At 55.9% G+C, this 19331-nt stretch carries 15 protein-coding genes; 3 read left to right on the plus strand and 12 right to left on the minus strand.

The genetic code is table 11. From position 1 onward, the window contains the following. Positions 1-61: 61 nt before the first annotated feature. Both speB and speE read right to left on the minus strand, forming a co-directional pair. Positions 62-931, minus strand: coding sequence for an agmatinase (gene speB, locus V4U88_RS25260; protein ID WP_334075964.1), 870 nt, complete (start codon positions 929-931; stop codon positions 62-64). Positions 932-946: 15 nt separating this feature from the next. Beyond that, a complete protein-coding gene (gene speE, locus V4U88_RS25265; protein WP_334075965.1) occupies positions 947-1774 on the minus strand; it encodes a polyamine aminopropyltransferase in 828 nt (275 codons plus the stop codon). A 208-nt stretch (positions 1775-1982) separates the two neighbouring features. Here speE and V4U88_RS25270 point away from each other — a divergent pair, with 208 nt between their 5' ends. Beyond that, positions 1983-4088, plus strand: a complete 2106-nt coding sequence (locus V4U88_RS25270; protein WP_334075999.1) for a transglycosylase domain-containing protein — start codon at positions 1983-1985, stop codon at positions 4086-4088. A gap of 352 nt (positions 4089-4440) precedes the next feature. Continuing rightward, complete coding sequence (locus tag V4U88_RS25275; protein WP_334075966.1) at positions 4441-5130, plus strand: DNA-3-methyladenine glycosylase; 690 nt, start codon at positions 4441-4443, stop codon at positions 5128-5130. A 20-nt stretch (positions 5131-5150) separates the two neighbouring features. On the opposite strand, the gene V4U88_RS25280 is transcribed toward V4U88_RS25275, so the two are convergent. From V4U88_RS25280 to V4U88_RS25325, 10 genes are all read right to left on the minus strand, one after another. Then, positions 5151-6215 (minus strand): protein-glutamate methylesterase/protein-glutamine glutaminase, encoded by a 1065-nt coding sequence (locus tag V4U88_RS25280; protein ID WP_334075967.1) that lies wholly within the window; start codon positions 6213-6215, stop codon positions 5151-5153. A gap of 30 nt (positions 6216-6245) precedes the next feature. Further along, positions 6246-7046: a CheR family methyltransferase gene (locus V4U88_RS25285; protein ID WP_334075968.1), complete on the minus strand. Its 801-nt coding sequence runs from the start codon at positions 7044-7046 to the stop codon at positions 6246-6248. Further along, entirely contained in the window at positions 7043-9190 is a 2148-nt protein-coding gene (locus V4U88_RS25290; RefSeq protein ID WP_334075969.1) for a chemotaxis protein CheA, read from the minus strand. The genes V4U88_RS25285 and V4U88_RS25290 overlap by 4 nt, the downstream gene beginning before the upstream one ends. 14 nt (positions 9191-9204) lie before the next feature. Beyond that, positions 9205-9633, minus strand: a complete 429-nt coding sequence (locus tag V4U88_RS25295; protein ID WP_334075970.1) for a chemotaxis protein CheW — start codon at positions 9631-9633, stop codon at positions 9205-9207. Positions 9634-9653: 20 nt separating this feature from the next. Then, a complete protein-coding gene (locus V4U88_RS25300) occupies positions 9654-11639 on the minus strand; it encodes a methyl-accepting chemotaxis protein (RefSeq protein WP_334075971.1) in 1986 nt (661 codons plus the stop codon). 15 nt (positions 11640-11654) lie between these two features. Further along, a complete protein-coding gene (locus tag V4U88_RS25305; RefSeq protein WP_334075972.1) occupies positions 11655-13250 on the minus strand; it encodes a methyl-accepting chemotaxis protein in 1596 nt (531 codons plus the stop codon). Between the two features lie 143 nt (positions 13251-13393). Next, positions 13394-13756 (minus strand): response regulator, encoded by a 363-nt coding sequence (locus V4U88_RS25310; RefSeq protein ID WP_334075973.1) that lies wholly within the window; start codon positions 13754-13756, stop codon positions 13394-13396. A gap of 13 nt (positions 13757-13769) precedes the next feature. Continuing rightward, positions 13770-14222, minus strand: coding sequence for a chemotaxis protein CheX (locus V4U88_RS25315; protein WP_334075974.1), 453 nt, complete (start codon positions 14220-14222; stop codon positions 13770-13772). 214 nt (positions 14223-14436) lie between these two features. Then, entirely contained in the window at positions 14437-15105 is a 669-nt protein-coding gene (locus tag V4U88_RS25320) for a response regulator transcription factor (RefSeq protein ID WP_334075975.1), read from the minus strand. A gap of 29 nt (positions 15106-15134) precedes the next feature. Next, positions 15135-17888 carry a PAS domain S-box protein gene (locus tag V4U88_RS25325; RefSeq protein WP_334075976.1) on the minus strand — a complete coding sequence of 918 codons (2754 nt, stop codon included), beginning with the start codon at positions 17886-17888 and terminating at the stop codon, positions 15135-15137. Positions 17889-18134: 246 nt separating this feature from the next. Here V4U88_RS25325 and V4U88_RS25330 point away from each other — a divergent pair, with 246 nt between their 5' ends. Continuing rightward, a complete protein-coding gene (locus V4U88_RS25330; protein WP_334075977.1) occupies positions 18135-19295 on the plus strand; it encodes a copper amine oxidase N-terminal domain-containing protein in 1161 nt (386 codons plus the stop codon). The last annotated feature ends 36 nt before the right edge of the window (positions 19296-19331 follow it).

The raw sequence follows: 19331 nt of genomic DNA on the forward strand, positions 1-19331 counted from the left end.
AAAAGCACCCCTTCCGAAATATTCGGGAACAGGGTGCTTCTGTTGCGATGAATACGGCAGATTATTTCACAAAGCCAAGCAGCATCTCGCGAATCAGCTTTGCCGCCACGATTTGCGTTTGCTCGGTCGGATCATAGATCGGGGCCACTTCGACCAAATCGCACCCGACGACGTTCACGTCGGAACCGGCAATCAGATGGACCGCTTCCAGCAATTCCTTGGAGGTGATGCCGCCGGCTTCGGCCGTACCGGTTCCCGGTGCGCAGGACGGATCGAGTACGTCGATGTCAATCGTCACGTAGACCGGGCGCTGCCCCATCTTCGGAAGCGCGCTCTTCAGCGGGGCCGCAACCTCAAACGGATAGAAATTGATATTTTCGCGTCCGTACAGGAACTCTTCTTTGGAGCCGGAACGGATGCCGAATTGATAAATATTCTTGCCGCCCATCAGCTCAGCGGCTTTACGGACCGGCGTCGAGTGGGACAGCGGCTCGCCTTCATACTGTTCACGCAAATCGGCGTGGGCATCGATATGAATCAGGGCAAGGTCCGGATACTTCTCGTACACGGCCTGAATGACCGGCCAGGACACCAGATGCTCGCCGCCAAGACCGATCGGGAACTTATCGTCCGCCAGCAATCCGCGGACATACTCGCCGATCACATCCAGGCTGCGGGCCGCGTTGCCGAACGGCAGCAGCAAATCCCCGGCATCGAAATATTTCGCGTCCAGGATGCTTTTGTCCAGGTAGGGGCTGTACTCCTCCAGCCCGACCGAAGCCTGGCGGATTCGGGCGGGGCCGAACCGGGAGCCCGGACGGTAGCTGACCGTGAAGTCCATCGGCATCCCATAGATGACCGCCTTGGAAGAGGCATAGTCCTCCGAACTGCAAATAAACACATTGCCGGAATAAGCTTGGTCCAATTTCATTCTATCGTTCGCCCCCTACTTTACGAGATCTTCCACGAACTTCGGCAGCACGAAGGCCGCTTTATGCAGGCGTGGCGTATAGTACTTCGTATCCAGCTCCGGAATCTTCGTCTCGTCGACTTCGAGCGGATCATAGGTTTTGCTGCCCATGGTGAAAGTCCACAGACCGCTTGGATAAGTAGGGATATTGGCGCCGTATACGCGAACGATCGGGAAAATTTCCTTCACGTCTTTGTTCACCTTTTGGATCAAGTCCGCCTTGAACCAAGGGTTGTCCGTTTGCGCCACGAAAATGCCGTCATCCTTCAGCGCCTCGTAAATGCCTTGATAGAAGCCGCGCTCGAACAGCGGTGCCGCCGGACCCACCGGTTCCGTAGAATCGACCATAATAACGTCGTATTTGTTCTTGCTCTCAATGATATGCATATAGCCGTCGTTCACCTGAACCTCAACCCGAGGGTTGTCCAGTTCACCGGCGATTTCCGGCAGATATTTTTTCGAATATTCGATAACTTTCCCGTCAATTTCAACCAGGACCGCCTTTTCGACGCCAGGGTGCTTAATTACCTCACGGATTACACCACCGTCACCGCCGCCGACCACGAGCACATGCTTAGGATTCGGATGGGTAAACAGGGCCGGATGGGCCACCATCTCATGATAAACAAACTCGTCCTTGATGGTCGTCATCACCATACCGTCCAGCACGAGCATCCGCCCGAACTCCTCGGTATCGATCATCGCCAGGTCCTGAAAATCCGTCTTCTCCGTTACCAATGTTTCCCGAATTTTTGCCGTGATGCCAAAGACGGGCGTTTGTTTCTCCGTAAACCACAATTCCATCGTACAACCCTTCTTTCCGCCAGAATAGTGTTTAGCCGTCATATCAACCCATACCGAACGCGGGGTTCCAGTTTCACTTCTTGCAAAGTTTCCACTTCCTATATTGTACCAAACAAATTGTATTATATTAAAACAGGCCGAAAATGCAACCATTTTAAAATGAATGGGGTGCCCCAAACTTTCCCATACTGATCGTAAAAAGATCGAGATGGAAGCACACCAGAAGTTTGGAAGGAGGCGCCCGCCCTTGCAAAGACTTACCCGTAGCGGCGGCAAAAGCAAACCGGGACGCCGCAGCCGCTGGCTGTGGCTGAAATGGTTGGGAGCGCTAAGCCTGGTCGGCCTCTGCGCGGCCGGAGCCCTGCTCTTGTATTTGTTTCAGGCCGATTTGCCGCTGGCGAATTCGGACAAAAACTCCGTGCTGCTGGATGCCCAGGGCAAAGAGATCGCCGTATTTTCGGACGGTCAGCGGAATCGGAAAAGCGTCGCCCTGGCGGAGATTTCCCCCTGGCTGATTCAAGCTACACTGGCGACCGAGGACCGGCAGTTCTACGAGCATTTCGGCTTCGACCTCAAGGGCATGGCCCGCGCGACCCTTGTCAACCTGAAAGGGATGGGGAAGCTGCAGGGGGCCAGCACATTGACGCAGCAGCTCGCCCGGAATCTGTATCTGACCCACGAGCGCACCTGGTCCCGGAAACTTCGGGAAGCGATGTATACGACGCAGTTGGAGATGAAATACAGCAAAGACGAGATATTAAGGATGTATTTGAACGAAATCTATTACGGGCACGGAGCTTACGGGATCGAGGCGGCATCGCAGCTGTATTTCGGCAAACCGGCCAAAGAACTCACCCTGGCGGAGAGCGCCCTGCTGGCGGGCGTTCCTAAGGGACCGACGTATTACTCACCCTTTAACCATATGAAAAATGCAAAAGACCGGCAAAAAACCGTCCTTTCGGTCATGGTCGAAACGGGAGCCATCACGCAGTCCGAGGCGGACAAAGCCTACGCGGAGCTCCTGACCTTCCGCTCCCGAGAGGAGCGGACGACAGCCAGTCAGGCTCCCTATTTCCGCGATTACGTCCGGAGCATTGTGGTGGGCGAGCTGGGGATCGACGAGAGCTTGCTGGAGCATGGCGGACTTCGGATTCACACCACGCTAGATATGACCGCACAGCAGGCGGCGGAAGCCGCGGTCGCTTCCGAGCTCGCCGGCGCGCCGGAGCTGGAAGCGGCGCTCGTCTCCATCGACCCGCGTACCGGGGAGATCAAGGCGCTCGTAGGCGGCCGCAACTATACGCAAAGCCAGTACAATCACGTATTCGCCACAACCCGGCAGCCGGGATCGAGCTTCAAGCCGATCATGTATTTATCGGCGCTGGCCTCCGGCAAGCTGACCAGCGCGAGTAAGTTCAGCAGCGAGCCGACCTTGTTCCACTACGATGACAACCGCAAAACCTACAGCCCGAGAAATTTCGGCGACAAATATCTGGGCGACATCGACATGCGCCAGGCAATTGCGGCCTCGGACAATATTTACGCCGTCAACACGATCCTGAAGGTCGGAGCCGAGCAGGTTATCGAGCTGGGGCGGAAAATGGGCATCACGAGCCCGCTTCAGGCCGTGCCCTCGCTGGCGCTCGGCACCTCGCCGGTTAGCCCGTTCGAAATGGCGACCGCCTTCGCGGTAATAAGCAACCATGGACGCAGCGTTAAGCCGTTCGCCGTACAGAAAATCACCGATTCCGAGGGGCACATCTTGTATGAGGCGCCCGCCCCTAAACCGGGAAAAATCGTGGAGCCGGCGGCCGCCTATGTGCTGACCCGGTTGATGGAAAGTGTGTTTGAAACCGGCGGCACCGGCAACCGGGTATCGGCCGAGATCAAGCGGCCGGTCGCCGGCAAGACCGGCACGACCAGCACGGACGCCTGGCTGGTCGGCTTCACGCCGGAGCTGTCGACGGCCGTCTGGGTCGGTTACGACAAGGGCAAGACGCTCGGCACGGCCGAGTCGCGCAAAGCGGCACCGATCTTCGCCAAGTTCACGGAGAAGGCGCTGGAGAAGGTGCCGCCGAAAATTTTTCCGATGCCGGACGATGTGGTCAGCGTCTATATCGATACCGCTACGGGCAAGCTGGCCACCCCCGATTGCCCGTCCAAAAAGCTGGAGGTGTTCGTGCGGGGCACGGAACCCGCCGAGTTCTGCGGCGAGCACGGCGGCGGAGAGGAACCCGCGAAGCCGCTCCCGGTGCAGAAGAAGGAGGAAAGCCGCTCCTGGTGGAGCGATCTGAAGCGCTGGTGGATGGATTAGCGCAGAAGACGGCAAGGGCTGGCGTCGCCGCCGACGTAGAAAGTAACGGGATTTCCTCCCGTTATTTTTCCCTTGGCCGAGCCGGATAAATGATTAGATGGAAAAACTCCCGCTAAATCCCACCCGATCGGTAGATTTGCCGAAAGGTGGGAGCGATTAGCGGGAGTTTTTCCAGGTAATTGAGCCGCGAGGGCAATTACCCGGAATTTAGCTCCGCTTTTTCCCGCTAATTGACGACGCTGATTACATAACGATGAGGGAGAGCGTGCAGCAACTTGCGCGTAAAGAGGCGGATTGAGTAACATGAGTTCATGAGCTCATGTTACCAGACCCAATGGGAGTTGATGCTGCGATGATAAGCCAACCCGGAAAGCCCGAACCTGCAGGTTTCCGCGCGGGAGAACTGCTCCCGCTTTCTTTTTACGCCGACTCCGCCCTGGAGGCGGCGCCCCGGCTGCTCGGACAAGTCCTCGTCCGGGAGACCGAAGAAGGGGCGATCCGCTGCCGGATCGTCGAGACGGAAAGCTACGGCGGCGTCGAGGACAAGGGCAGCCACGCCTATGGCGGCCGCCGGACCGCCCGCACCGAGATCATGTTCGGCGAGGGCGGGGCCGCTTACATCTACCTGATCTACGGCATGTACCACTGCCTGAACGTGGTCACCGGCCCGCCGGACGATCCGCAGGCCGTCCTGATCCGGGCGGTGGAGCCGCTCACGCCGGGCGACGAGGCGCTCATGCGCGCCCGCCGCGGCTCCCGCGCGCGCCGGCCCGTGGACTTGTCGGGGGGTCCCGGCAAACTGTGCCGGGCCCTGGAGATCGACAAGTCGCTGAACGGCGCGCTGCTGCACCGCAGCGACAGCCCGCTCCGCCTGGAAGCGGGCGGGCCCGGCGGCGAAGCCGCGCCACCGCCCGCGATCATCGCGGCGCCGCGCATCAACATCGCCTACGCGGCGGAATACGCCGACCTGCCGTGGCGGTTTTACTACCGAGACAATCCTTATGTCTCGGTCATCGACAACGATAGGGGCATTCCCTACTAACCCGGGAATGCCCCTATCGTTTAATGTCCGGTCAACTGCCGAATTTTCGCGGCAATCACCGTTAGGGGAACGACGTGGTCGACGCATCCCAGGTTGATCGCCGCCCGCGGCATCCCGAAGACCACGCAGGTTTCCTGCGCTTCCGCCATCGTCGATTCGGCGCCCTGCCGCTTGGCCTGCGCCATCGCTTTTGCCCCGTCGCTGCCCATGCCGGTCATAAGCACAAAGTGCTTTTTCAGCCCCGGCAAGGCTGACACCGACTCGAACATCGTATCCACGGAAGGACGATGACCGTTTTGCGGCGGCTCCTGATTCAGGACGATCCGGACTTCCTGCTGCCTCCGGACCAGGGTCATATGATAGCCGCCGGGCGCAATGTAGGCCGTCCCTCCCTGAACGACCTGGCCGTTCTCCGCCTCCACCACGCGGATGCGGCACAGGTTGTTCAGCCGCTGCGCCAAAGACAGCGTAAACTTCGCCGGCATATGCTGCACGACGAGCACGGGGTGCGGGAAATCCGCCGGCAGGCCGGTCAACACCGTCTCCAGCGCTTTCGGCCCTCCGGTGGAGGTACCGATGGCGACGATTTGCCGGAATTCCTTCGCCCCTTCCGAAGCGGCCCGCTTCGGCTCCCAAGACGTCTGCCGGGCAGCGCCCCGGCGCGCCGCGATCAACACCGATAACGGCGTGCGCGCGGCCGCCTTGATTTTGCCGACAATCTCTTCCTTCACCCCGGCCAGTCCGGCGGTTGCCGTGCCCGAAGGTTTCGGGAGAAAATCCACCGCCCCGCTCTGCAAAGCCGTAATCGTCTCCTCGGCCCCTTCCCGGGTAAGGGAGCTGAGCATGATCACCCGCGTCGGCAGCTCTTCCATGATTTTCCCCAACGCTTCAATGCCGTTCATTTCGGGCATTTCGATATCCATCGTCACCACATCGGGCCGGAGCTCCTTGACCATTCTCACGCCTTCCGCCCCGTTCCGCGCGGTACCGATTACTTCAATATCCGCATCCTCTTCGACCAGCCGAACGATCATTCTTCGCATAAACAGCGAATCGTCTACGACGAGCACCTTGATTTTTCCCATGACTGGTATCTTCCTTTGTTATGTGATCTGTTAACGGGCCAAACGCTTTCTGTAGAAAAAGGTTTCCGTCGCCTCCAAATCATACTGCTGCGGTTGGAAGATCTGTTCGGTCCCCCCGATAAACAAATAGCCCCCCGGCTTTAAAGCCTGGCTGAATTTGGAGAATACGGTTTCCTTGGCTTCGTCGGTAAAATAAATGAGCACATTCCGGCATACGATCAAGTCGAATCCCGTATCGTAAGCATCCGCCAATAAATTCTGCCTTTTGTATTGCACACAGCGTTTCAAGGAATCCGAGACCAGATAACGTTCCCCTTGCTTGGTAAAAAAGCTGTTCAAATGCGCCTGCGGCACGTCTTTTACCGCGGAAGCCTGATAGTTACCGATCTTGGCCCGTTCGATCGCATTCTGATCCAAATCGCTGGCGAGCACTTGAATCTCCTTCAGGTCCATAAACTGGGACAGGACCATTGCGATGGAATACGGCTCCTCTCCCGTGGAGCAGGCGGCGCTCCAGCATTTTAGTCGGGGACTGCGGCTGAGCAGTTCCGGAATTACCTTGTTGGCCAGCACATCCCATCTCTGCGGATTCCGGTAAAACTCGGAAACGTTTATGGTCATCTGATCCAGAAACTCGGCGTAAAGAGCGGGATCCGCGGAAAAAGCCTGGAAAAAGTCGCTGAAGCTCTTGTATCCCCGGCGTTCCCGGAGACTGGTCAGCCGCCGCTTCATCTGGGCCTCCTTGTATAGAGCCAGATCGATCCCGGATTTGCCTTTTACCAGTTGAATAAAACGCTCAAAATCCTGTTCCGGCTGCACTGAACTTTTCATCCCACTTGATCCTCCTTGTGATAGGGCGCCTTTCCGCCGATTTTTCCGATAATGCCGGCGATTTCCATGATCAGCGAGACACTGCCGTCCCCCAAAATCGTCCCCCCGGCGATTCCCGCCACTTTGCCGATGTAAGAACCGAGCGATTTGATCACGATTTCCTGGTTTCCGATCAACTCGTCCACCACCATCGCCAGCCGCTTTTCCGCAGAGCCGACGATCACCAGAGAAATATGCTTTTTGTGGCCCTCCGGCTTCGGCAAACGAAAATATTCATGTATCCAGGCCACCGGAATCACCTGGTTCCGCAGCAAAATAACCGATTGTCCCCGCACCGTTTTGAGGTCCTCCGGCGTCACGCGAACAATTTCCGCGATGTTGCTCATCGGGATAATATAGGTTTGTCCGGTCAACTTCACCAACAAGCCTTCGATAATCGCCAGGGTCAAAGGCAGCTTGATTTTGAAGCAGGTCCCTTGCCCGACGGCGGTCTCAATCTCGATCAAGCCGTTCAGCTTCTCGATATGGCTCCTTACGATATCCATGCCGACGCCCCGGCCGGATACGTCACTGACGACCGCGGCGGTCGAGAACCCGGGCCGGAAAATCAATTCGACGGACTCGCGCTCCGATAAATAAGCGGCCTCCTCCTCGGTAAGCACCCCTTTGCCGATCGCCGAGCTGCGTACCTTTTGCGCGTCGATGCCCGCCCCGTCATCGATCACATAAATGACGACCTGGTTATCCTCATGGGCCGCCCGGATCGTAAGCGTCCCCTTGGCCGGCTTGCCTTTGGACTCGCGAATTTCCGGCTTCTCGATGCCATGGTCCAACGCATTCCGGATCAGGTGAATCAGGGGATCGGCAATCTCCTCAATGAGCGTCCGGTCCAGCTCGGTGTCTTTCCCCTCGATGACCAGCTCGATCTCTTTTTCCAAATCGCGCGACAAGTCCCGGATCATGCGGGGGAACCGATTGAACAGCTGTTCGATCGGCAGCATACGCGTCTTCATGACGCTTTCCTGCAAATCGCCGATAATTCTCGAAAGATGATCGGAGATATGCCCCAGTTCCTCCACCGAGGAATCGTTGAAACGTCTCCGTTGGACTCGCTCTACCTCGTGAATGCGGGTCTGGTCGATGACCAGCTCGCCGACGAGGTTCATCAAATGCTCCAGTCGCTCGACGCTGACCCGAATCGTTTGGGCCTTGCCTTTGGCGGAGGTTCCCGCCCCGCGCTCCTCGTTCCGCAGAACCTGTGCGGCTGGCGCTGCCGGCTCGGTCGAAGGATTCGCCGCGGACAGCTGCGGCTGCACCAATTCAAGCTCCTCGGGCAAAACCGCCTCAACCCTCACCTCGGCAACGTCCATCATATTGGCTACGAGCGCCTGTAGTTCTTCCCGGCTTCGTTCCCCCCCGGCATGCAGGAAGACGATCTCCGCCGACTCCCCGCCCTGCTCCGGCAGCTCCTCCATTTCCGGACAGGCAAACAGCACCTCGCCCCATTCGGTCAAGCCGGACTGAATAACAAAAGCCCGGGCCCCTTTGATCGCACAGGACTCTGCAATCCGCACGAAAACCCAATGCGCTTGCAGCCCTTGATCCAGGCACTCGCCTGCCTTCAAGCGAACATTTAACGGCAATGAAGGTTTTGAGTTAGCCGGCTGCCGAGCATTTGAGGCCTCATTTCCTGCCGGTTCGCTGACCTCCGCCTCCATCTCCATCTCCGCTACCGCCTTTGCCGGAGTTTCTTCGTCCGCCTCTTCTCCGCTGGCATAGCTCTGCAGTTGCCGGACACACACGGAGATGTCGATTCCCGTTCCGCCGCCGCCATCGACGATATCCAGCTTCAGCAGCTTGAGATGGTCCAGGGCATAAAACAATCGGTCAATCAGTTTGCCGGTGACCCTCCGTTTGCCGCTGCGGACCAGATCCAGCAGCTGCTCCATTTCATGCGTCAAGTGCTTCATCACATCATAGCCCATGGCAGCGGAGGAGCCCTTCAAGGTATGAGCGGCCCGGAATAGACTCTGGACCACCTGCGAGCAATCCTCTTCCTGCTCCAGCTTTAGAATTTCCTCATCCATCAGTTGGAGCTGTTCCTCCAGCTCCTCCAGGAAAACCTCTCTATATTCAGACAGCACCCCGGTTGGCCCCCTTATTCATGCAAAAGAACTTCATCCAGCCGCAAAATCCCGACCAGTCCGCTCTCCGCAAGCCCGATTCCTGTGAAAAAGCTCCCCTGTATGCCCCCCACCCGTTCCGGCGGAGGCTGAATATCCGAAAACGTGGTCACCTTGTTGACACGGTCGACGATGATGCCAACCGCCTCCTCTTGATGATGAATGACGACGATTCTGCTGCTTTTCGTGAAGGGGGCTTCCTCGCTCCCGAAGAAGCACCGAAGGCTGATGACGGGGACAATGCGTCCCCGCAGATTGATGACGCCTTTAACGTAGTCCTTGACGTTGGGAATCACGGTAATATCCTGAATTTTAATGATTTCGTGGATGTCCTCGATTCGGATCGCGTATTGCTCCTGCTCGATTCCGAATTCGACATACTGTTCCTGACCGCTTGCCTGCATGTTTTTCTACCTCCGCATGATCAGATTTTGAACGCCGCAACCATGCGGTTCAATTCCTCGGCCAGTTCGGCCAGCGCTCCCGCCGTCGAGGCCGTTTCCTCGCTGCTTGCCGCCGTTTCCTCCGTCGCGGCCGAAATGTTCTCGATCGCGGACACCACATCGGTCGCCTGGGCGGCCTGCTCCTCGCTTGCGGCGGCAATTTCCATCACCCGGCTGGCCGATTCGCTGATCATCGCAGCGATATGATCGAACGCTTCCCCGGATTTGCCGGTGGAGACTACCCCGGCTTCCACCGCTCTCACGGTTTCCGCCGTATTGTTCTGCATGCCCTTGATGATGCCTGCGATCTGCTTCGTCGCCTCCCCGCTGCGTTCCGCCAATTTCCGGACCTCGTCGGCGACGACGGCAAACCCGCGTCCCTGCTCTCCGGCCCGGGCCGCTTCGATCGCGGCATTCAGCGCAAGCAGGTTGGTCTGTTCGGCGATATCGTCGATGACCTCGATGATTTCGCCGATCCGGGTCGAGTCCTCTTCGAGGCGGAGAACCTGGCGGCTCACCGTACTCATCTCTTCGATCGAGCGCTGTACTACCGCCCCGCCTTCTCCGGCTACACCCGCCGTTTTGTTGGTCAACTCCGACGCCGACGCCGCGCTGACCGCCACGGCATTGATGGCACTGGAGAGCTCTCTGAATAGCTCGTTGATCGTTTGCACCGAGTACGCCTGATCCCCGCTGCCCGACGCCAGCTCCTCCGCGCTGGCCGAGATTTGCTGGGAAGCGGCGGCGACCTGGGCGGCATTTTGATTTACCTGACCCAGCATGGCTCCCATGCTCCGGGTGATTTCATGAAATACCCTGCCCAATACGCCGATTTCATCGCCACGGCGCAGCAGCCTTTCCGGCAGCTCCTTCGTGAAATCGCCGCGGGCCATGTATTCCCCGACCTCCACGGTCCGGTTGAGCGGTTTTACGATGCTGCCGGTCAGCCAGACGATAACCGCGCCTAGGACGAGCGTGGTAATCACCCCGACCAAGATAATCGTTATTAGCAGCCGATCCGAATCAGCTGTAATTTCCTTCATTGGGATAACCGTTGCCACCGACCACGGCGTTTCCGTCTGTCCGATCGAGATCGGCGTATACAGAAGATAGGACCCTTCCCAGTTCGTCGAATAGCTGTCGCCGCCTTGAATCGAGGTCATAATGTCTTGTACATCCGCTGTAGGGAAAACTTCCCCCAATTTCTTCCCGACGGCTTCCCGGTCGGGGTTTGTCACGATGGTTCCCTCATGGGAATAGATGTGGGCAAAACCGGTGTCGTACAGCTTAAACTGGCTCATCATATTTTGAAGATATTCAAGCTCCAAATCTACTCCGACAACCCCGACGACCTTGCCGTCTTCTTTAACCGGCACAGTGATGGACGTCATCATGACATCCTTCCCTTCAATGTTAAAACTGTAGGGATCCAGGATGACTTCCTTGCCGCTGTTTTTGGAGAGCAGGTAGTAGTCCCCCACCCCCTGAACCTCATAATCCTCGCTTACCGTCAGCTTGGGGCCGCTTCCGGTTCTTTGATAGTAGGGCAGCAATCTTCCGGTCTCATCCGATCCCGGCTTATTGCGAAATGCTTCATCCTTGCCGTCGAACGCATTCGGTTCCCAAACCGTCCATGCCCCGATATAGGAGGGGTTGTTTTCAAGCATATTTTTAAGCAACGCGTTTACCGTTTCCCGGCTGGCCGTATTCGTCTGCTTCATACTCTTGAATGCATCGGCCAAGTTGCGGGCGGAAATGATCGTCTTGTCAAACTCTTGCTGGACTTCGACCCCGATTTTTTCTCCCGACGCTTCGGATAGGGACATCGCCGCATCGATCGAGTCGTTTCGGGTACTGACACTAACAAAGGTCACCAGGAAAGCGAGCAGGAGGACAATGGACCCGAGAATAGTGAGCAACATGCGAGCCCTGAGTTTCATGGAAAAAGCTGCTTGCTTCAATTTCACGCTAGACACCGCCTCTTATGAATTCATCTTAAACACGGAAATGGTGTGGTCCAGTTCCTCCGCCAGCCCCGCCAGGGACTGCGCCGCGGAGGCGGTCTCCTCACAGCTTGCTGCGGCTTCCTCGGTAGCGGCCGAAATACTTTCGACCGCCGCCATGACCTCGGCCGATTGGGCGGCCTGCTGCTGGCTCGCCGCGGCAATTTCCGTAACTTTGCCCGCCGACTCGTTGATCTTGTTGATGATCAATTCAAACGCCTCACCGGTCTGTTTGGAGTAAGCCACCCCATCCCGGGTAGCCTTGACGCTGTGCCGCGTATTTTCCTGCATGCCCTTGATGATGGCCGTGATCTGTTTGGTGGCCTCGCCGCTTCGCTCCGCAAGTTTCCGGACTTCATCCGCCACGACCGCAAAGCCGCGTCCCTGGTCTCCAGCCCGGGCCGCTTCAATCGCCGCGTTCAGGGCAAGCAAGTTCGTTTGCTCCGCAATGTCATCGATCACCTCGATAATTTCACCGATCCGGTTCGAATCTTCCTCCAGCTTGGCCACTTGTTCGTTGACGACGTTCATCCCTTCCACCGAGGAACGGACCACTTTGCCGCCCTGCGCGGCGATGTCCATCGTGTCGGCGGAAATATCCGACGCCTGCTCCGCAATCAGGGCCACGGAGTGGGTCGCCGTCGTCAGTTCTTTAAACAGCTCGTTGATGGTTTGGGCGGCATGCGCCTGACTGGTGCTTCCCCCGGCAATTTCCTCGGTGCTGGCGGAAATTTGCTGAGCGGCTGCCGATACGCCCCCGGCCGAGGAGACCACGCCCCCGACGATCGCACGCAGCCCGCCAATCATGTTGTTCATAGCGGCGGCAAGCTGTCCGACCTCGTCTTTTGCGGAAATATCGATCGTGTCCCGAAGATCCCCTTCCGATACTCGTTCGACAAGGTCCACAACCCGGCGCAGCGGTCTGGAAATGCTCCGCGAGAGCATAAAACCGAAAGAGATGCTCAGGAGAATGGATATAACAAGGACCAAGATGGTGATGTTTCTCGAGGCCGCATATAGAGAGTCCCCTTCCAAGTTACGTTCCTCGGCCAGTTGGACATTTATTTTCACCAGATCCTGCAGGAGAGTCATCACTTCATCTCCGGTCGTTTCCAAGTCTCCCTTCAGCAAGGCTACGAATTCATCGGACTTCTGCGCGTTGATGAGTTCCCTTGACTGGTCCACAAGCTTTTTGTAGGACTCCCAAACCGGAGCAAACGAATCCAGCATCTCCACTTCTTTGGGGGTCATCACGGTACCTTGGTACTGGGCGATGTTTTGATCAATCTCGCTGATGAAGCTGTCGATCTTTTTGCTGTATTCGTCCCGATCCGCTTGCGTTTCCGATATCAGCCACATGTCGCGGATGTTTACGCGCAAACGCTGGTACATCCCATATGAGTCGGACATATCTCTCACGGGAACCAGATTATTGTCGTACATTCCCGAAAGGCTGACGCTCATCTTGCTCAAGCTGTTTAAACCGAAATACCCTACAAACACCAGCATGACAGACATAAACAAGAATCCCAGATTTAGCTTCGCTGCAATCTTCAAGTTACGGTACCATCCCATCTCTATCCCTCGCTATCCTCGTCTTTGACCTGCTCTAATTCGGCTTCCAGGTGCTCCAAAATCTTCTCAAGATCTTCCCCCGACAATTGTTCGTGATGATGAGTACGAAAAAAATTCACAGTGATACCCGCCTTTGCCTCTTGTTAAGCTCCCAGGGTCTTGCGAATGGATTCCAGCACCCGTTCCTCCTGAAACGGTTTTACTATGAAATCTTTGGCCCCCGCCTGGAGGGACTCCACAACCATCGTCTGCTGCCCCATCGCCGAGCACATGATGATTTTTGCGTTGGGATCCAGTTTTTTGATTTGCCTCACGGCCTCTACGCCTTCCATGATCGGCATCGTGATATCCATCGTCACCAGGTCCGGAGCCAAGCTGCGGTACTTCTCAACAGCTTCCTCGCCGTTCTCGGCTTCGCCGACAATCTCATAGCCGTTTTTGCTCAAAATTCCTTTTAACATCAAACGCATAAATGCGGCGTCATCGACAACCAATATTTTTTTCACGAAAATTTCCCCCTTAGCCTTGAAGCAATAATATGGTATTTACCGGTCCGACAGCCTCAAGCTCTACCGCGATTTTAATTCCCCGGCTAAACCCGTACATTTGCAGTTGCCCCACCATTACGGTCGGCGGCGTGATATCGATGCGTTTTCCAAGGTTGGCCAGCATAGTGGATGTGTTACCGGCAATCATGTTTGCCATTTCCCCAACGAAGCTGTGCAGCATTTCTCCCTCCAGCGGCATGCCGAACATACTCTGGCTTAAGTAGGTGAAAATCCGGCTCTCCCCCTCGATAATCAACCGGCCTTCCAAATCCCCCACAATCCCGACCAATACGCCGACATCGCTTTGGATCATGGATTGATCGAATAAAAGAGGCGCCCCCACTTGCAGTGGACAAGAAAATACATGTTTCATCGACTCTATCGTGCTGTTTAGCAAATCCGTCGCCCCGTCATACTTTTGCACTATGTTATACCTTCTTTCTGTGATAAATGACCTAAGGACTAATTGATTATCATGATACATGCGTCAAAAGCCACGGTAACCGAAAATTTATTGCGTGACCGCGCAAAAATATTGCGGAATAATGCGGAATAATGTAATTATATGATGATTTATGTCGAAAAAAAGAAGCCCCGCAGACTTACAAGCAGGACTTCCGAACTAATATAAAGTTATGCTATTTGGGAGGAACGGAAAAATCCGAATCGGACAACAACCCCAGGTTCTTAGCTTTCATAGCCGCTTCAATCCGGGATTTAACGCCCAACTTCTGAAACAGGCTGGTTAGTGTATATTCCAACGACCGCTGGCTCACCAGCATATTCTCGGCGATTTCCTTGTTGCTCTTCCCTCTTGCGATCTGTTTTAAAATATCGTATTCCTTATTCGAGATAACCCCGGCCGCCGAGCCGCCGCCAGCCGCTTCCGCTTCTTGAACGGAAATTCTCCTTAACTGCTTCACCAGCGTCAACGGCAGAACGACTTCCCCGCGCAAGGCACAGCGAACGGCGGTCACCAGTTGCTCCTTATTTGCCGTCTTGAGGACGAAGCCCGAAATGCCGGCCTCTACCATTAAATTAAAGTGATTGGTAAATTCAAATCCGGTATAGATCAGAATAGCCGTGTCCGGGGCGATGGCCAGCAATTGTTTGGCCAGATCGATCCCGTTGAGATTCGGCATGTGAAGATCGATTAGCATGAGATCATACCGCTGCTGCCTGACCAGCTCCACCGCTTTCTCCACCGCATCCGCAAGGGTCACCGCCATGTCCCCTTCCTGCTCCAGCAAGACTTTCGTCCCCTCCATCACGGCGGGATGGTCGTCCACCAGTAAAATTCCGATCATTTCCGCAACCTCCTTGATTGTCCTGTTGTCTACCGGACCGGAATGGAAATACGAATAAATAATCCGCCCTCCGCCGGAGAATCGAATTCGATGTATCCTTCCATACTGCGAATCCGCTCTTTCATCCCATAGATGCCCATGCTGTTAAAGGTGTTGGCCGTCTTGTCCACATCCATCCCCACGCCGTTGTCCTCATAATGCAAATAAATCCGGTCCTTGTTGGAAAATAATTTGATGACGACCCGGGTTGCCCTCGAATGCTTGGTCGCATTGGACAGCATCTCCTGCACAATCCGGTACAGCCCGATAATGACATCATCGTGGATCACATAACCGAGATCCGAATAATCAAACTGAATGGCGTAATCGGTACGCATCTGGGTAAATTCAAACAATGTTTCCAACGACCGCTCCAGTCCTTCCTCCTGAAGCAGCGGAGGACGAAGCTCGTTGCAGGTAATCCGGATCTGGTACACGACATCCAGGAGCCCCTGCTCAATTTCCTCCAGCTGTTCCCGGTACCGGGCCGGAAGGTCGGTATTCCCCGATAATTGATTCAACCGGCGATACCAAATGATCTGTTCCTGAAGGGCCGCATCGTGAAGATCCTGGGAGAGACGCTTCCGTTCATTTTCGGACAAATGGAACATGAACCGCAGCAGCCATTGCGGCATCATTTGCCCGGAGGCCAGTTGATCCACATTTCTTCTTAAGTCTTCTATTACACGGAAGTTGTCATATAACACATTCACATACCGGGAGAGCGTTTCCAGCCAAACTCTTTTTGCCTGAATGAGGAGCAGCGCCGAGCTTTCCCCTATGCACAAGATCCGGCTCTCCCCGTTCACTTCCCCGATTTTCACATAATGTCCGTCCAAGGTGTCGAACAGTTGGCAAAGAGGCAGCCGGTCCGCCCCCCTCTCCCGTATGCTTTGCAGTACGCCGTCGGGAATTTCCTTCCCCCCATGGGTGATAATCACTCCGCCCCCCGGGTCGATTTTCATCAAACTGACCCGGCAAGAATCCAATACCTGCCGCGCTTCCCTCACCAGCCGGCCGTTTAATTCCTCCACTTTGACCACGCCGAAAAGATCGGAAGAAAACTGATCCAGACTCATTTGCAGCCGGAAGTAGCGGTCTTCGCTTTCCCGAATCTTCCGCTCGGCATTTTGCCGCTCTTCTTCGGCCTTTTTCCGCGTTGTCACATCCCAGACCAAGGTCATCGCTGTCCCTTGCCCCAAATGGGGGAGGCCGGTGGTGACCGACTCTACCTCAAGGATACCGCCGTCATGGCGGATCATCCGATGCTGGATTAGCGGCGTGTTCTCCTGGCTTTCCAACTGCCCGGATACCCAGCACATGACCTCATCGACGTCCTCCGGTTCAAGCAGTTCCAGCAGGTTCAGTCCCAGCATCTCCTCCGGAGCCTTGGCGCCGTATAAAGCGATTCCGGCCGGGTTGATATAGGTGATCCGGTAATTATGGTGCAATATAATGGAGAGCGGAGACAACTCCACCAGGTGCCGATTTAGCTCTTCACTGGCCAAAAGCGCTCTTTCCGCCTTCTTCCGGGATGTAATGTCTTCAAAAACAATTTCGATGGAGGAATGAGCGGCGTCATATATACCGACGACCAATGCCTCCAGCTCCTCCCCGTCCGTCCGAACCAGAGTCATTTCTTCCGGAGGCAGAGAGCCGCTTGCGACCAGCTCCTGGATAAGCGACTTGGCCCACGCCCGATCTTCTTGGCAGACCCAGTCCCAAGGCGTCGTTCCGACGACGTCCGACAGTTTTGTTGCTCCCAAAATCCGCAACCCTGCGGGATTCACATAGACGATCATTCCGGCATGACATAAGGCGATGGCTACGGGAGACAGCTCCACCAGCCTTCGGTACCGCTCCATGCTTTCCTTTAGGGCCGTCTCCATCTTTTTGCGCTCGGAAATATCATAAAACACATGCACGGTTGCTCCCGTATGCGCGTCATAAACTCCGGTGACTTCGGTTTGGATGATTCGTCCGCCCGGCCCCAGTATCTGGTATTCCACCGCTTCTCCAAACTTCTCTTCCGCGATGGCGCTGATACGCCTTCGGGCCTTCTCCCACTCGCCCGAAGGCAGGAGGCAATAAATCTCCTCCCCGACGATGTCGTCCAGCTTCTTCATCCCGATCATCCGCAGCCCCGCGGGGTTGACGTAAACCAGCCGCCCGTCCTTCTGCACGACCATCGGATGGGGCGAGAGCTCGGTAAACCGGTAGAATCGCTGCTCGACTTCCTGCAGTTCCTCCTCAATCCTTCTATTGTCCGTAATATCGGTGAGAATGCCATCGAGCCGGACGATTTGCCCGAACTCATTCATCGTCGGAATCATTCTTAGCTCAATCCACCGGACCTCGCCATCGCTGTGAACAATGCGGTGCGAATCCACGACAGTTTCACCCTGTTTGACCTGAGCGGCCAGCGTAGAGAGGCGATGCATATCTTCCGGATAAACGATCCGTTCCCAAGCCGTTTTGCTCGTAAAATTCTCCGGTACATACCCGGTAATCCCTAAAAAAGCTCTGGAAACGAACGAGACGCTGTCCGTCTCGTTGTCGTAAGACCATGTCCCCACATCTATATTGTTCAGCATATCTTCCATCAACCGGGCCCTCTGCTCCGCTTGCTCCAGCTTGAATTCAAGCTCCCTGATCCGGTTGCGGTATGAATACCCTAACCCAAACAACGTCAATAGTAAGATGATGCCAACCGACACGACGATTTCCAAGCTTATACTGTACAACCCGGTCTCCCCTTTGCCATCCTGATGTCCACTGCCTATCAACGGGGTTACTAACTTTTCGTGACTACTTTTAATTTTTATATCGGCAATTGCCTCGGCTTTGCTAAGACTGGCGCGGAATTATAACTATAGAAAATTATGGGCATATGAGAGAGGGAGTACTGAACATGCAAATCCGGATTTGACGGGAACAACTTTACCGGCCTTTTTGCGTTTTTATAGGTATGTAGAAAAGGAGGTTCCTTTATGAAGAAAAAGAGAACGGCACTCTCCAAAACCGCCTTGGCGGCTTTGGCTCTTGGTATCGCCACGGCCGCCGGAGCCTTGCCCGGCTTGACTTCGCCTCAAACGGCGGCCGCCGCCGTCACAGCGAATCAAAAAGTGGTCTATCCCGTCAAGTATCCCGTATTCAAGCAATCCGGGCAGCTGTATGTCCCGCTGCGGGATACCGCCGCGCTGTTCGACTTGCATTTGACTTTTAACGCACAGACCAAAGCCTTGGAGCTTACCGGGGTCGCCCAGTACGCCAAACTCCAACCGGGAAGCGCCCAAGCCGTGGGGAAGAACGCCGTTCCCGTCTCCCTGGGCGCTCCCGTTCAAATCAGATATGGCGTAACTTATGTGCCGGCCTCCCTGTTTTCCAAGCTGTTCGGCATTCCGGTGAGCGCCGCGGGAACGCAGAAGATCAGCTATGTCTACTCTTCGAAATACCGGCTGACGCAGGCGGACGGTACCCTTTTCTGGTTAAACCGCAAGCAGGGCGTGCTTTATGGCGGCGAAACCGGGCAGCTTCCCACCCGGCTCGGCACCGTCAACATCGAATTTCCCGATACACTAAACCTGAGTGCGCGCAAAGTCGGTGACACCGCCTATGTCGTCGACATCGATAACGCTTATGGGGAGCCGCATATTTTCAGCAGCCTTCACCGGGCACTCATCCACGACGGCTCGGTCGTTGCCCAGTCGAGCTTGTCCTACGGGGGCGGCGTCTCCCAGGTCCGCTTGAACAATGCCGCTCTTTCCGCCGACGGAAGAATCGTGCTGAACGAAGGCCAAACCGCGCAGCTCGTCACACCGGACGGCAAAGTCGCCGAAACGATCGATCTGGCGAAACTCGGCGGGCCGGACGACGAATACGGGCTGGAAGCCGTCGAGCCCGACTTTTTGCTGATCCGCCCGTTCTCCACGGGCGCTCTGCTCGTCGTCGACCGCGCTACCGGCAAGTCCACGCCGCTTTATCGAAAGCTGCTGGATCAAGCCAGCATCGGGAAGATCGACAGCAGTGACTGGAGCTCCGGCGACGGGCTGGTTTACACCGGCCGGGACGGCAATCGGCTCAGCTTCCAGTGGGCTCTGCCCGGCTCCGGCAAACGAGCCGAGACCGTAACCTATGAGCTTGGCAAATGATACATTAAAAAAGAGGTTGGCCCCCGTCATCCGCGA

Source organism: Paenibacillus sp. A14 (assembly GCF_036864815.1).
In the GTDB taxonomy this organism is placed as follows: Bacteria; Bacillota; Bacilli; order Paenibacillales; family Paenibacillaceae; genus Fontibacillus; species Fontibacillus sanfengchensis.